The 15,405-nt window shown below is 58.9% G+C and carries 11 protein-coding genes; 2 read left to right on the top strand and 9 right to left on the bottom strand.

The window, feature by feature from the left end:
- Window positions 1-173, top strand: a 173-nt coding sequence (locus G544_RS21780; RefSeq protein ID WP_147654621.1) for a tail fiber assembly protein, incomplete at its 5' end; no start/stop codon positions are given.
- 124 nt (window positions 174-297) lie between these two features.
- On the opposite strand, the gene G544_RS0113725 is transcribed toward G544_RS21780, so the two are convergent.
- The 7 genes from G544_RS0113725 to G544_RS0113695 all read right to left on the bottom strand — a co-directional run bounded on the left by G544_RS0113725 (window position 298) and on the right by G544_RS0113695 (window position 11,587).
- Window positions 298-2,898: a two-partner secretion domain-containing protein gene (locus G544_RS0113725; protein ID WP_027275135.1), complete on the bottom strand. Its 2,601-nt coding sequence runs from the start codon at window positions 2,896-2,898 to the stop codon at window positions 298-300.
- A complete protein-coding gene (locus tag G544_RS0113720) occupies window positions 2,895-3,449 on the bottom strand; it encodes a toxin-activating lysine-acyltransferase (protein WP_027275134.1) in 555 nt (184 codons plus the stop codon). The genes G544_RS0113725 and G544_RS0113720 overlap by 4 nt, the downstream gene beginning before the upstream one ends.
- Window positions 3,450-3,458: 9 nt before the next feature.
- Window positions 3,459-5,096, bottom strand: a complete 1,638-nt coding sequence (locus G544_RS0113715) for a ShlB/FhaC/HecB family hemolysin secretion/activation protein (RefSeq protein ID WP_036024149.1) — start codon at window positions 5,094-5,096, stop codon at window positions 3,459-3,461.
- A 435-nt stretch (window positions 5,097-5,531) separates the two neighbouring features.
- Window positions 5,532-6,980 carry an NAD-dependent succinate-semialdehyde dehydrogenase gene (locus G544_RS0113710; RefSeq protein ID WP_027275132.1) on the bottom strand — a complete coding sequence of 483 codons (1,449 nt, stop codon included), beginning with the start codon at window positions 6,978-6,980 and terminating at the stop codon, window positions 5,532-5,534.
- Window positions 6,981-7,056: 76 nt separating this feature from the next.
- A complete protein-coding gene (locus tag G544_RS0113705) occupies window positions 7,057-8,136 on the bottom strand; it encodes a tartrate dehydrogenase (RefSeq protein ID WP_027275131.1) in 1,080 nt (359 codons plus the stop codon).
- Between the two features lie 29 nt (window positions 8,137-8,165).
- Window positions 8,166-10,877 (bottom strand): DUF805 domain-containing protein, encoded by a 2,712-nt coding sequence (locus tag G544_RS20640; RefSeq protein ID WP_036024115.1) that lies wholly within the window; start codon window positions 10,875-10,877, stop codon window positions 8,166-8,168.
- The gene (locus G544_RS0113695; RefSeq protein ID WP_027275130.1) at window positions 10,874-11,587 is read right to left on the bottom strand and encodes a DUF1266 domain-containing protein; all 714 of its coding nucleotides are present in this window, start codon (window positions 11,585-11,587) and stop codon (window positions 10,874-10,876) included. The genes G544_RS20640 and G544_RS0113695 overlap by 4 nt, the downstream gene beginning before the upstream one ends.
- A 193-nt stretch (window positions 11,588-11,780) precedes the next feature.
- Between G544_RS0113695 and G544_RS0113690 the strand changes: the two genes are divergently transcribed.
- On the top strand, window positions 11,781-13,034 hold the full coding sequence (locus G544_RS0113690; RefSeq protein ID WP_051155765.1) for an MFS transporter: 1,254 nt from the start codon (window positions 11,781-11,783) through the stop codon (window positions 13,032-13,034).
- Between the two features lie 26 nt (window positions 13,035-13,060).
- Here the strand turns inward: G544_RS0113690 and G544_RS0113685 are convergent, their stop codons facing one another.
- Together G544_RS0113685 and clcA are read right to left on the bottom strand one after the other, a co-directional pair.
- On the bottom strand, window positions 13,061-13,840 hold the full coding sequence (locus G544_RS0113685) for an SGNH/GDSL hydrolase family protein (protein WP_027275128.1): 780 nt from the start codon (window positions 13,838-13,840) through the stop codon (window positions 13,061-13,063).
- Window positions 13,841-13,866: 26 nt separating this feature from the next.
- Window positions 13,867-15,273, bottom strand: a complete 1,407-nt coding sequence (clcA, locus tag G544_RS0113680; protein WP_027275127.1) for a H(+)/Cl(-) exchange transporter ClcA — start codon at window positions 15,271-15,273, stop codon at window positions 13,867-13,869.
- Window positions 15,274-15,405: the final 132 nt, after the last annotated feature.

The raw sequence follows: 15,405 nt of genomic DNA, 5'->3' as shown, positions 1-15,405 counted from the left end.
GTAATGCTGACGTTGAAATCGAGCGCTTGAAAGACGCCGTAAATCTTGATATGGCGACAGACGAAGAATCAGCACTGTATACCGAGTGGCGTAAATATCGTGTTCTTCTCAACCGGGTAGATACATCGAAAGCACCTAACATTGAGTGGCCTACACCCCCAATTGCTGGCTGAATTTCAACCAACGACAAACGAGGGACTACTCCCTCGTTTTTTTTTGATTTCTATTCCCATTTTAGTATCAAATGTTTTTAAACACACGACTCGCGTTCGGTATCAAATAAAATCTAAATCGGTATCAAAAGATTTCGCGCGCTACAGACAGCTGCATGTTGCCCAGGCTTTCGATAGTGGCGCTGGCGTTGTCAATCAATGCCGCGCGACCGGTCAGTTGGCCGTTTTCATCAACGTGGCCGCCAATCCCCATATCGCCGCCGCTGTATATCAGGCTGTGCCAGCGGTTGTTAATCTCGCCTGCGCCAATCAGCAGGGTGTCACGGGCGGCAATAACGGCAGTGTCGCTGCCTTCCTCGAAATTGTTCAGAGTACCGGCGTTAATCAGCAGGTTGTCGCCATAAATTTTGCCGGTGCCGAAGTTATTGAGCGTGGTGACGTTAAGCCTCGTCAGGCTGCCGTCAATCAACCCGCGGTTGGTTAAGCTAGCAGTAGTGATGTCGGTGTGACCGGCGGCGATTTCGCCGCTGACGCGGTTGTCGAGATTGGCTGCGCTCAGGCTCAGATGTTGCCCGGTCTGGATCTGGCCGCTGTTGGTCAGGTTGCCGCCAATCAGCAGAGCGGCGTCGCCGTTAGCCGTCAGTTCGCCGTCAAAATCCAGGGAGGTATCGAGCTGTAGGCGTAATTCGCCAAGGCTTAACAGCTGGCCGCTGCCGGTGAAGGCGTGCGCATTAACGTCCAACTGTTGCCCGGCAATCAGGGTGCCTGCGGCGTTTTCAATCGCGAAGGTCTTGCTGGTGCTGACGTCATTGAGGCTGACGGCACCGTTGCCGCTAATCAGGCCGCTGCGGTTGTCCAGGCTGCCGGCGCTGGTCAACCGATAGTCCGTTCCCGCGCGTATTTTGCCGTCTCGGTTGTCGAATTGGACTGCGATAATCGTTGTTTCACCGCCGCTTTGCCACTGCCCGGCTCGGTTATCAATGAGTTCAGCGCTGACGGAAAGGCTGCCGCCGCTGCTTAAGCGGGCGTTTTGGGTGTTGAGCCGTGTCGTTGTGAGTGCCGCATTGCCGTTGGCGGCAAGCGTGCCGCCGTTCAATTGCAGCTCCGGCGAAAGTAGGCGCATATCGCCACTGGCATAGAGCTGGCCGGGGGCAGTAATGCGCTGGCTGGCGCTCAGATCCAGAAAGCCGCTGTTTCCCAGATTACCGTCAGCCTGTAATCCGGCCACGGTCAAGCCGCTATGTTGTTGGCTGATACCCGTTATGCTCAGGTCAGTGCCACTAGCAAACGTGCTGCTGTTGCTGAAAATATCAACGCTGTAGTTGCCGGAACCGATGCTGTAAACGGTGCCAGCGTTATCAAGCTGCTGGGCCTTGATGGTGGCGCGTCCACCGCTGCTGACGCGCCCTGTGTTGTTGATGCGCCGTTTGGCAGTGACGGCGACATCGCTTTGCGCGCTAATCGCGCCATCGTTAGCGAGGCCGTCGGCGTTGATACTTAACTGACTGCCCGCCGTGATTGCGGCGTCATTACGGTTGGTGACATTGCCGTTGGTCTGTACGGTAATGTCACGCGCTGCGGCAAGCTGGCCGCCGTTGTTCAGAGACTGACTGCGGAGCGTAACGTTTTCCTTGCCATACACAACGCCGGTGTTCACTGCATCGCCGCTAACGGCGATATGGGTATTGCCCACCGCGTTGAGCGTGCCGCTGTTTTCCAGTCGACCGTCGGCAGTAATAACGACTTCTCCGACCGAGGCTCCAATATGTCCCGCGTTGCGCACTCCCACGCCCTGTTCTGTGCCGGTCATGGTGATCTTGCCGGCGTACATGCCGCCAAGTGAAGAAACGTCCAGCGCGAACTGCGGCTTATCGCCGCTGGCGGTGCGCCGTTCGGCCTGTGCGGTATTGTCGGCGTCGACGCGGTTTGCGCCGGTGGTTACGGTTAATTCATTGGCCCACAGCCCGGCGTTCACTTCGACGGCGCGGGCAATCACATCGGTGTGGTCCGCTCGGCTGGCGTCCATACCCTGGCCGCCGACGATGATTTTGCCATTGTTGACCTGATAACCGGTCAGATTGCCGCTTTGGTCAAACTGCGGCGTACCCGTGGTAAGCGTGGCGCGGTTGGCGTTGATAAAGCCGCAGCCGTCGCAGGTGATGCCCGCCGGGTTGGCAACGATCACCTGCGCTTTCTGCCCGGCTACGTCAATATAGCCGCGCAGCTGTGATGGATCGCGGGCGTTGACTTCGTTGAGGATAACGCGCGCGTTGCCGCCGGCCAGGTTCGGGTTGGCACCTACATAGCCCGCCAACTGCGACTGGCTGTCCTGATTCGTGCGGGCGTTGTTGAGCACCGCGCCGTCAGGGCCGACGTCGAATCGGCTGTAGGTGTTACGGCTAACGCCCTTGCCGTTCGGGGTCTGGATGTTAATAACCGGGATATTCGGGTTATTGCCCGCAGGCAGCACTTGCGCCTGTTGATTTCGCGGGGCGCTCGGGTCAGCGACGATGTGGCTTTGCGCCTGAACGGGGGAAACCCATACCAGATTAAGCGCGCACAGCAGGCTAAAGGCGAGAGGGCGCAGCCCAACGGTCACGCTATTTGCCTTCGGCGACGATGGTCTCGGCGTAGCGCCGTTCTGATGCCCGGTAACGAATTCGGCCACGGCCATTAATTCGCCGCGCGCTTTGTTAAATACCAGCCGATACATGCCTTTGTTCATGATTGCGTTCCTTCGCTCAACGTTTTTTGTAGACCGAAACTGACGGGATGGCTGTCAAACCAGTGCGTTGCGACAGCGAGCGGTACGGCCACTCCCCGAAATTGTTGAATAGATTTGCCGTGCGGCTTGTGCTGTCGGTGATAGACACTGCGGGCGCAAAAGTTACCCGCAAATAGCCGACTGCGAACCCAGTTGTTCATGGCGCGGGTGTGGCCGAACGGAGCAATCCAGTCAATAAACCACAGCCGCTCGCCGCTGTCCCATTCGGAGGTAGCCAAGTGCATTACGTCTTTTTGCAAATAGCGGGATTCAGTGGCTTCGTTCAATTTTGCCCAGCTTAGATAAAACACCGGCCTGTTGTTTTCGAACGCCATGACGAACTGGCGGTGCTTAATGGCGGGCAGCAGGACGTCCTGCAGCGCCAGCAGCGGGGTTTCCCGATGTAGCGGTGAGTGCATCCATAGCCAGACGGCGCTGCCAAGGATGAACGCCTCGTCAACCGGCTTACCGGTCAGCGCAGGCGCAATGACGTTGATATCCTGTTTCATCATCGGCTCCCCTTAAAACGACAGGTTGGCATTGAAGCCGTAGGTGACGTTGGAAACCGGCATGCCGTCCGGTTTACTCACCGGCCAGCCGGTAAACAGGTCATAGCTGAATGGCCCGTGGCCGCCGCGCAGGCCCACAACCGCCCCGGCTAGATGGCGGCCAATAATCCATTCGGTTGACGGGCCGTCCACTTCGCCGTAGTCCATACCGACGTAAAGCTCCTGGTTGTACTGCCCTAGCGCCAGCCCTAAGTCGTTGCGCACAAACCAGCCGCGCTCGCCGGCGAGCGTGTACTCGCCGTCAAAGCCGCGCACGGTATAGCGGTTGCCGATGGAAAAACGGTCATTCGGGACTAAGGCCGTCTGGTTCCACTGCGCCCGCCACTGGTTGCTGTAACGCAGGTTCAGCGGCCCGAGGCTAAACGGCTGGTTGTATTGCAGATCGGCGTTAAGAATGCGCGGGCGTGAGGTGCCTTCGCCGAACTCTTCTTCCGGAGCCGTAATGGCGTTAAACGCGCCGGTGCCTTGGCGCCACGACACGTTGGCATCAACGATGGCGCTGCCGATAAACTCCCGATGATTCAGGCCCAGTTCCCAGCCTGCGGTACGGCGTCGCTGGATTTCCACCTCAGCGTCATCGATAAAGTTTTTTGACTCCTGCATCCAGCCGCGCACGCTGGCGGTAGTTTTGCGCGAGCCGTCGCGATAGAGGATGCGTGAGAGCCTGGCATCGGCGTTTTTGCTTTTACCGCTGTATTTATAGTCGCTTTGGTAGCCAGGGACGGTTTGATGATAGTCGTACTGGCTGGCTGAAACGCTGAGCTGCCAGTATCCGTAGGGAATAGAGTAGTAGACGTTATAGTTCTCGGTACCTTTCTGACCGTCGCGTGGGTTGCTGTCGCCAAACAGGCTGTGTCCGGCGCTGACGTAAAACAGGTCGTTCATACGCAGCGGGTTGTCTACGGAGAGTGAAAAGGCGCCCTGATATTTCCCCGTGCTTTTGCTGCCGGAGTCGTCCATCGACAGCGATACGCGCAGCGGTAGCTGCTGCTTGCGTACGATCGTCAGGTCGCTTTCTCCCGCGTTGTCCGTCGGCTCTATCTGAATATCGGCTTCTGCGGTCGGTACGCGCTTTAGGTTTTCCAGCCCCTGCTCGACGTCGCGCAGGTTAAGAATGTCGCCCGCACGCGCGGGCAGCGCCGTCAAAAGCGTAAGCGTTTGCCCGTCGCTGCCGTCGGCATAGCGAATTTCACGGATGCGGCCGGGGACGACCGTGAGCGTCAACGCGCCCTGCGTCAAATCCTGCGGGCCTGCGAAAATTCGGGTAGTGACAAACCCTTTGGCGATAATCGCGTTTTGAATGCGCCGCATGACAAGATTAATTCCTTGAGAACCTAAGCAGCGGCCTTCAACAACGTCTTGGCCCCGGTTTGCTGCGGATAGCGCCCATTGGAAACGGTCAGCTGCATCGCCGATAAGCGCAACGTTGTCGATGCGAAAACAGGGGGATTCGTTTATCGGCAACGTTGCGTCTTGGCCGTCAGCTTCGGGGAGTTCAGTTCGCACGTCCGGCTGTTTGTCGAGCTGCTCTCTCAGCTGGCGCTCGCGTTCCTGCTGACGCAAGAGTTCCTGCGTATTGGTGTCCGTCATGGGCAGCGGTGCGGATAGCGCTGGCCAAGAGAAAGAAACAATCAAAAAAGGTAAAGCGCAGCGCGCAAATGTAGCGAGGGAGCGGGTATCCATCCGAAAACGTTTTCCATTAATTTGTTTTCTATTAATAAACGGGTTGCATAATATTAAATGGAATAATATGGCGCAATGGTAACTTTCTAATTTTTATGGAAAATCGTATCCAATGTGTTATTTTTGCTTTTTATATGTACGAGGATGAGTAAGTTGGCGCCGTTTCCTTATTGCTCAATGTTTGCTGGAAAAGGCAGTGATAGAAAAAGGCTTTATAAATATTTTTGCCTGAAATAGGAGTGGGAATAGCCAATGTAATAGCGCTGAGAAAATAATACGGCCGCCAGCGCGTAGGCTGCCGACGACCAAAGCGTTAATTTATGAACTGCTGTCAGACCCTATTCAAAACCCCTGACACAAATACTTCATCTCCAAATACTCATCGATGCCGTGCGTGGAGCCTTCGCGGCCGAGGCCGGACTGCTTAACGCCGCCGAACGGGGCGACTTCGTTGGAGATAAGCCCGGTGTTGATGCCGACCATGCCGTACTCCAGCGCTTCGCCCACGCGCCAGAGGCGGGCGGCGTTCTGGCTGTAGAAGTAGGCGGCCAGGCCGTAAATGGTGTCGTTGGCCAGCCGGATGGCCTCCTCTTCGTCGTCGAACACCACCAGCGGGGCGACGGGGCCGAAGATCTCTTCATCCAGCGCGCGCGAGCCGTGGCGGACGTTGCCAAGCACGGTGGGCGTCATAAAGTTGCCGCCCAATGGGTGGGGCGTATTACCTGTCAGCACGTGGGCGCCGCGGGCTACGGCGTCTTCCACCAGCTCGTTCACCTTTTTCACCGCGTCGGCGTTAATCAGCGGGCCGATGTCTATGCCTTCCTCCAGCCCATTCCCCACCTTAAGCTCGCGCACCCGCTGGGTGAAGCGCCCGGTAAACTGCGGGTAGATGCCGCGCTGGATGTAAAAGCGGTTGGCGCATACGCAGGTTTGCCCGCCGTTGCGAAACTTGGCGGCGATGGCGCCCTCAACGGCGGCGTCGAGGTCCGCGTCGTCAAACACGATAAACGGCGCGTTGCCGCCAAGCTCAAGGGAGAGCTTTTTCACGCTGTCGGCGCACTGGCGCATCAAAATCCTTCCGACCTCCGTCGAGCCGGTAAACGTCAGCTTGCGCACCTCCGGATGGGTAGTCAGCACGCCGCCGATGGGGCCGGAGCGCCCGGTGATGACGTTGATGACGCCCGCAGGGATGCCGGCGCGGGAGGCCAGCTCTGCCATTGCCAGCGCCGAAAAGGGCGTCTCGGTGGCGGGGCGGATAACCATGGTGCAGCCCGCCGCCAGAGCAGGCGCGGCCTTGCGGGTAATCATGGCGGACGGGAAGTTCCACGGCGTAATGGCGGCGCATACGCCGACCGGCTGCTTAATCACCATCAGGCGGCGGTCCGCAGAGGGGGAAGGGATTATTTCGCCGTTGGTGCGCTTGGCCTGCTCGGCAAACCATTCAATAAACGACGCGGCGTAGCGGATTTCTCCTTCGGCTTCGGCCAGCGGCTTTCCCTGTTCCAGCGTCATCAGCATGGCGAGATCTTTACTGTGCGCCAGCATCAATTCGAACCAGTCGCGCAGCAGGGCGGCCCGCTTTTGGGCCGGCAGCGCCCGCCAGCCGACCAGAGCGAGCTTCGCCGCCTCCACCGCCAGCAGCGTGTCGTTTTCGTCCATATCGGGGACCTGACCGAGCCGTTCGCCGGTGGCGGGATTGGTGACGTCGAGAGTTTTTTGGCTTGCGGCGGAAAGCCAGATGCCGTTGATAAATGCGTGCTGTTTAAACAGCGCAGGATCGCTTAACTGCATGAAAAGACCTCCATTCGAAGTTCGTATGGGCTACCCATTAAGGATAGCCCATCACGTTTCGAAGGCGCTGTGAGCGCTATAACAGCTCGGCGATCGCTTGGCCTACCTCCTGCGTGGAGGCCCGGCCGCCGAGGTCGCGGGTTTTGGGGCCGCTGGCGATGGTTTGCTCTATGGCCCGCAAAATGCCGTCGTGGGCGGCGCGGTAGCGCTCGTCGCCGTCCCCCAGGAAGTCCAGCATCATGGCGCCGGTCCAGACGGTGGCTATCGGGTTGGCGATGTTCTGGCCGTAAATATCGGGCGCCGAGCCGTGCACCGGCTCAAACATCGACGGGAAGTTGCGTTCCGGGTTGATGTTGGCCGACGGCGCGATGCCGATGGTGCCGGCGCAGGCCGGGCCGAGGTCGGAAAGGATGTCGCCGAACAGGTTGGAGGCGACCACGACGTCAAAGCGCTCCGGGTTGAGCACGAAGCGGGCGCAGAGGATGTCGATGTGCTGCTTGTCCCAGCGGATTTCAGGATAATTTTTTGCCATCAGCGTCAGGCGCTCGTCCCAGTAGGGCATGCTGATGGCCATACCGTTGGACTTGGTGGCGGAGGTCAAAAGCTTTCTCGGGCGAGTTTGCGCCAGCTCAAAGGCGAACTTCAGGATGCGGTCGACGCCGTGGCGGGTGAAAATCGACTCTTGCACTACGAATTCGCGGTCGGTGCCTTCAAACATGCGGCCGCCGAGGGAAGAATATTCCCCTTCTGTGTTTTCCCGCACCACGTAGAAATCGATGTCGCCGGGCTTCTTGTTCGCCAGCGGGCAGGGCACGCCGGGGAACAGCCGCACCGGCCTTAAGTTGACGTACTGATCGAACTCGCGGCGGAACTTCAGCAGCGAGCCCCAAAGGGAGATATGGTCCGGCACCCGATCCGGCCAGCCGACGGCGCCGAAGTAGATGGCGTCGAACGGCTTTAAGAGCTCAAACCAGTCGTCCGGCATCATCTTCTGGTGCTGCTCGTAGTAGTCGCAGCTGGCCCACTCGAAGGTCTCGAAAGAGAGGTCGAGGTTCCAGCGTTTGGCCGCCGCTTGCAGTACGCGGACGCCCTCCGGTAACACTTCTTTGCCGATACCGTCGCCGGGAATGGCGGCAATTCTGTAGGTTTTCTTCATCGGGCGCCTCGCTTTTTTAGCGTTTCAGGTCAGAGGTTGAACCACCTTTCCGGCGGTGGGCCAGCGTTGGTGGATGACTGCGTCCCTGGGATGAGAAGCAAAATCAGGGCCGCAGGGGTAACAACAAAGATAAGGATAATCACGCAAACGGTGGCCAGCAGGCCGAGTCCTATATCGTTGATGCGCCGAACGACGGCGCTTGCGCCGTTTAGCAGCATCAGAAAGCCAAACAGCATTGGGCCGTTGACGTCCGACGACAGCGAAATGGCAAAACGGGAGACAAAATAGGCCGCGATGGTGCCCACCAGCACCTGCGCCAGATAGCCGCTGCGGTTAAGGCGCGTGTTAAAACGCCAGAACTGCCAGAAGCGGCTTGGCTTTTTGTCCGAACCCTGACGTTTTTCTCGCTGCCTGGCTTCCTGTAGCAAAAGCTTCGCTGCTAGCCGCAGAGAGATGTCCTCTTTCTCATCGGACATGCACTCTGATAGCGCCTTCTGCCGCGGCTGTGGCGTAACGTAGCGCTCGCTTTTGCGCAGCGCCGTGATTTCGTTTATCAACATCAGCAGGCGCGGATGGCGAACGTTCTGGGCGAACGCGTAGGGCTTAAGCTCAATCAGCGCCTTACGCATCGCGGTTTCCTGCTCTTTATCCAGCGTCATGTCTTCCATGATTTTGGTAAAGCGTTCGACCGGGCTGTTGTGGCCGCAGTAGGCGCAGGCGGCGTAAAACACCAGCTGGTGGTAGTTGTTTGAGCGCCAGATGCGCTCGCGCCACGTTTGGCTGCTGAGGTAGAAGTGATCGGCGGAATAGGAGGTCGTCGTCTGGTTGTTCTCAAGATACTGCTCCGGCGTGATGGGCAGGCGCGTCCATGAGTGGTATTGCAGAATGTAGGACAGCGTCAGGCTGTCGCGATACTGAGCGACCAGATCCCCATCGCCCTGAAGCCCCTGCACCCGCTCCCACAGCGTATACAGCGGGTGGTCGGCCTCCACGGTCAGGCCGCGAACCTGATGCAGCATCGGCAGCGCCTCGGCCGGCGTTTCCAGCAGCAGCGCCAGCGCATAGCGCTTGCGGCACCAGTCCCAGTAGTCTTCATCCTGCTTGGGCGCGGGCAGCGGCATGCTGTTGTTGAGCGTGATAAAGCTTATCCAGTCGGTGACGATATCCAGACTGCCGCCGAACTGCTCGCTGTCCACCAGCTTTTGAAGCTGGTGCGTCTCCAACCAGCGGCTGCGGCGTATCCAGTTCATCGCCTGCTGGCTGGCGTCGGAATCCTTATTGGCGAACGCATCGGGAAGCGGCGCGGACGTTTCAGGCGTCAGCCACTCGACAAACGCCTTTATCACCGAAGAGGTTTGCAGCCAGCGCAGGTTCTCCTGCGCCTGACGCTGAAGGCCGCGCAGGATAAAGGCGTCCAGCGCGCTGTCCGGCAGGGGCTCATCGATAATCTGCTGCAGCAGAGTTTCGTCGCCCAGGTGCAGCATGGCCGCGTGGCGGTACAGGCGCAGCAGCGGGTCGTAACCGTTTTCCGCAATCAGGTGGCGCAGCACCGACGTTTGCGGCCCTTTGGTGGCCCGCCAGGCGGCGTAGTCGGCGGCGAGCGGCGGCAGGTCCAACAGAGAGGACTCGCTCCAGCGCAGCAGGGTTTTGCTGGTCTGCGTGCGCGTCAGGTAGCTTTGCGTCGGCGCGTCCGGCGCGATGCCCTCTGCGTCGGGGTATTGAGGCCTGTCCAGCGCCTGTATCAGCAGCGGCAGCTTCTGTGGCGAGAACTCCTGACACCAGGAGAGCAGCCAGGCTTCGGCGCCGGCGTGGAGCTCCCGATCGTGCAGGCGGATCCAGAACGGCAGCGCGCGCTCGTTGTGCCCGCACAGCGAACAGTGCGACGCGTACAGCCATAGCCAGTCGACGTCGTCCGGGTTGTCGGTCATCTGCTCTAAGCAGTAGGCCAGCAGTCCTTCATCGCCGATCCCCGCATGGGCGTACCAGCGGCAGCGCAGGGCCATCAGCTCCGGCGAATCGGGCCAATACGTGACGTGATGCTGTTCCAGATAGGCGCTGAGCATCCACGTCGGACGCTCCCAGAACAGGTAGTGAATGGTCTCGATGTGATCGACGATGGCGTTTTGAGCCGGTAGCGGCAGCGCAGACAGCTGCGTCATATCGAAAAAGTCGTCTTTTTCCAGAAAGTGGAGAAAGCGTTCGACGAACTGGAACCGTTCTCCCGACAGCTCGCTTAAGCGCTGTTTCCAACGCAGGCGTTCAGACAGCAGGCGGGCGCAGTTTTTTGACAGATTATTGGCGTCTTCTAAAACGTCCAGCAGCGGCCAGCACAGTTGGTTAACGGTGCTGATAGAGTGCATATCCAGCCGTTGGATAAATTCGTGCCAGGCCAGCGGCTCGTAGCGTTTTTCCGGCGTATCCAGCAGTTGGCGCAGCGCGTTGAGGACCTCGGTGACGTCTGAAGGCAGCGCATCGCCTTGAACCTCTTCCCGAGTTTCTCCTTCGTCTTCGTTTGCGGGCAGGTCTTTTAGCGACAGCGGCGCGTCGACGAGCGCAGAGACGGGCTTAAAGGCGGCCTGCGCGCTCTTGTTGGCCTCTTCATAGGCCAGACGAAGATTTTTAAAGCCGTCCGGATCCTTTTCCGGATGGTGCTGAGGCAGCTTTTTACGGTAGGCGTCGCGAATAGCGTTTTTGTCATCAGTGGGCTCGATGCCCAGAATTTCCCAGCAGTTCAAGCTCATTGCCAGTCAACCTCCGCCAGAGAGTCGGGCTTGTCCATGTCTACCTGCTCCATATCGATATCCCAGGGGAGGCGCATATAGGGGCTGTCTTCGCCGCCCAGCAGCCGATTGCACAGCGTGACGTTGCCGTCCTGCAGGCCCTGATTGTTGAGGGCGCAGCGCTTTAAGTCGGGGTCTTCCTCCTGTAGCGCAAGCCAGTAGGTTCTGCCGGTAACGAATCCCGCCGTGTAGGTGTGCCAGTTGGCGTAATAGTGGCGGGCGCGCCGGGCGATGCGGCTTTGAAACCACAGGCTTTCTTCTTCCGTCAGCCAGCCGTTGAGCACGCCGATGCGGCATAAAAAGCCCATTCGGCTCAGGTCCCAGGCTCGAATGCCGCCGTCGCCGCACACCATGGCGGTGCCGGCGACAAACTCTAATGCCGGCAGCCGGTACGCTTCCTGAGAGGCGCAGTAGTCTTTCCAGCGGCTTGGCGTCAGGCGGTGCCACAGGTAGTAGGGAGACGCCAAGTTTTCCGCATGGCCGTCGTCCACCATGCGGGTAACGGTTTCGATCAGGCTGGATTTGGAGTCGATATCCCAACTGTTGGTCAAATCCAGTTCAGAGTCGTTAGGGTAGAAATTGGGGGCGGTGTAGGATGCGCCATAGTCAAGGTTCATCGCCGCCGTGGGGGCGGAGAGCGCAAACAGCCAGTGTTGGTGTAGTTGGTCCATCAATTAACTCAACGGGTAGCGTAACGAATGAAGATAATATTTTTGAGATACTACTATAGAACGGAGAGTGAACAAAGTGAGGCAAAAAAATGTGTTGTAAACGATTGCGTATGCTGTTATCACATAGGCGGCGCGCTTTCTGGGGGCGTTTTGTCTAAAGAAAGTCGTTCGATTTTCTTCTTTTTTACCAACGATGAGGACTCTCCGGGTGCTACAGACAACGACCTCGCAGAAGGCTGGGTTGCAAAAAACCGTCACTAAGCGTCGGCTGCTGACGATCGCTGGGCTGGGCTGGATGTTCGACGCGCTGGACGTCGGACTGCTGTCGTTTTTATTGGCGGCGCTAAAGCAGGACTGGGGCCTGACCGCGCAGCAGCTGGGGTGGATTGGCAGCATAAACTCTATCGGCATGGCGGTCGGCGCGTTCGTCTTCGGCGTCATGGCGGACAGAACCGGGCGCAAGTCGGCCTTTATCGTTACGCTGCTGCTGTTCTCCGTCGGCAGCGGCCTGACGGCGCTGGTCTCCACGCTGGCAGCGCTGCTGGCGCTGCGTTTTGTCATCGGTATGGGGCTGGGCGGCGAGCTGCCGGTGGCGTCGACGCTGGTGTCTGAAAGCGTTGAATCCCACGAGCGGGGGCGGATCGTCGTCCTGCTTGAAAGCTTCTGGGCCTTTGGCTGGCTGGCGGCGGCGCTTATCGCCTATTTCGTCATTCCCGATTACGGCTGGCGCGCGGCGATGCTGCTAAGTGCGCTACCCGCGTTTTACGCCATCTATCTGCGCCTGCACCTGCCCGATTCGCCGCGCTATACCGAAATGGCGGCGCAAAAGCGACGTCCCTCCATTATGGAGAACGTACGGGCGGTGTGGTCGGCGGACTACCGCCGCGCGACGGTGATGCTGTGGATCCTCTGGTTCTGCGTGGTGTTCTCTTACTACGGTATGTTCCTGTGGTTGCCTAGCGTGGTGATGCTCAAAGGCTTTAGCCTGGTGAAAAGCTTCCAGTATGTGCTGATCATGACGCTGGCCCAGCTGCCCGGTTACTTTACCGCCGCCTGGCTGATTGAGCGCTACGGCCGCAAGTTTGTCCTGGCGAGCTACCTGACCGGCACCGCCGTCTGCGCTTACTTCTTTGGCGCATCCGACTCTATCGCTCAACTGCTGACGTTCGGCATGCTGCTGTCGTTCTTTAACCTCGGCGCGTGGGGCGCGCTGTACGCCTATACGCCGGAGCAGTATCCGACCGCTATTCGCGCCACCGGCGCGGGCATGGCGGCCTCGGTTGGCCGCGTCGGCGGTATTCTCGGGCCGCTGATGGTGGGTTACATGGTGGCGATGAACGCCTCGATTTCGCTGATTTTCGCCCTGTTCTGCGCGTCGATTTTTGTCGGCGTGCTGGCGGTGATTTGGTTGGGGAAAGAGACGCGCCAGACGGACTTGATGCCGTAAGGCCTAATGCGAACAGCGCCTGCGGCCTAGTTGGCCGGGGCGTGAAATTCGTTAACGGTGTCCCACGCGATGTGCTGTAATATCGTCGCCGTTTCTTTTGACATGTCGCCGTCTACGGGGGCGTCTCCGCCGACCGGCGACTGATTATAAAGCGTAGCGAAGAATACGCAGGCGGCCAGATAGGTTCCGGCCAGTGACGGGTGCATATTGTCGCTGTGGTAGAGGCGAATTTCCGGGTGCGTTTTCATCGCCTTCTCGAAGGCCAGGCCGACGGGAGCGACGTATCCGCCCGTTTTCCGCGCGATATCGATATAGGCTTCGGCCAGTTTCTGCGTTTCTTCCGGCTTTTTAAGCTTTGCCCAGGTCATGAAATAAACGACCTTCGAGCCCGCCTCGTGGGCGATTTTGGCCATTTGAGTCGCCGACTCGGTGAAATACCTGCGAGTACTCTCTTCTTTGGCGATCGGCTCGTTGGAGTTTCCCTGTAGCACCACCACGTCCCATTTTTGTAGCGTATTCTGGAACTGAACGTTGGGTATGTGCCACCCCAGCCTGCCGCTGGAGATGGTAATACCCCGATAGCTATACCCCTTGGCGCGCTCGGGCAGCAGCGAGCGGGCGAGATCCCGCAGGCGGGTGTTTAAATTATTGTTGTAGTGTGTGTAGGAGTTGCCGTAAAAGGCGACGGTCTTATTCTGACCGTCCATTTTTGCCGTCGGTGCGGGGGCGATGAGCGTATCCGCCTGAGCGAAAAGAGCGCCGCTAGACAGCACGATGACAGCGATAGCTATGACTCGTCTTTTCATCCGTCAGTGACCTCAATGTTGAACGTTTAGTGGGACGCCGCGGGCGGTGACTGTTTCTCCCGCTCCTGCTTTTCCAGCGTCCTCTCCAACAGCACCGAATAGAGCGGCCTGCCGCCCAGCGCCTGCGCCAGCAGGGTTGCGCCCAGGCAGGTGACGATCATCGGCAGGATCAGCTGATAGTTGTCGGTCATTTCCAGCACCAGGACAATGCCCGTCAGCGGTGCGCGCACCGTGGCGGCGAACAGCGCCCCCATGCCGGCGATGGCGAAGGTACCCACTTCCAGCCCGTACTGGGGGAAAAGCCAGATAGCCGCGGTACCGAACGCGGTGCCGAACAGGGTGCCGAGGGCGAGCGTAGGCGCAAAGATGCCGCCCGGCGCGCCGGAGCTAAAGCACAGTACGGTAGTGATAATGCGGGCGATAAAGATGAACATCAGCACGCCGAGCGAGTAGTTACCCGCCGCCGCGATGGGGATAAGGGAAAATCCGCCGCCCGCCGCTTCCGGCTGGATAATGCCGATAATGCCGCACAGCCCGCCTAAAAGCCCGCCGGTCAGGACAAACCTGCGCCAGTCGTTGCGGTAGACGCGGGCGAAGACGTCCTGCATGGCGATGAGCAGGCGGTTGAACAACACGCCGACGACGCCGAAAATCATGCCCAGCACCAGATAAAGCCACAGCGTGTTAATGGGCGCGGAGGAAAGGCGCGCCACTTCAATCACCGGCCGGCTGCCGTTAAACAGCTGAAATACGATGCTGGACATAATCACTCCGATAAACACTGCCTTGATGGAAATCAGGCTGTAGCGAAACTGCGGGCGCATCTCTTCGATGATAAACAAAATGCCCGCCAGCGGCGCGTTAAACGCCGCCGACATACCTGCCGCTGCGCCGGTCGCCAGCAAAGTGTGCCGCGCCTCGGTGGCCTTAACGCGAAAGATATCCACCACCATTCGGCCCACGTTGCCGCCCATTTGCACCGTCGGCCCTTCACGCCCAAGCACCATGCCTGCACCCAGCGTGCCGAGCCCGCCGAAAAACTTCACCGGAAGCACCCGCCACCAGCGTACGGGGCGAAGTTCCTGCAGCGCGCCTTCGATTTCCGGGATGCCTGAGCCTCCCGCCTCCGGGGCGAAGCGGCGCACCAGATAGTAGCCGAACATCGCTAACAGCGCGGAGCTGATAAATACTGCGGGCCAAATCAACAGGGGGTTTCCGGCCGCGTGGCCGACGCCAAACAGCCGCTGGTGGTTAACCCAGTTAACGGCGTGTTCGAACAGCACACCCAAAAGCCCTGCCAGAGAGCCGACGACGGCGGCCAGTATCAGTACGGCGACCGGCGTTTTGTCCTGATTGCGCAGGCGGCGAAGCAGGCCGATCTTTTGCCGAAGAACAGGGGACTCGGCGAGAGAAGCGGAGTTAGACATTGTCATAGAGTTGCCCGATTGATGAACGTGCGGCGCGGCAAACTGCGTCAGCTTAGAATAAACTAAGTAATATTATACGGTGCGAAAGCCGTATCGACATCACGTCAGATGCTGTGCCGTTGATTTTTATCACTGACA

The organism is Leminorella grimontii ATCC 33999 = DSM 5078, assembly GCF_000439085.1.
Lineage (GTDB): Bacteria > Pseudomonadota > Gammaproteobacteria > Enterobacterales > Enterobacteriaceae > Leminorella > Leminorella grimontii.
The sequence above is the reverse complement of the archived record's forward strand: the minus strand, read 5'-3'. Positions and strand labels throughout refer to the sequence as shown.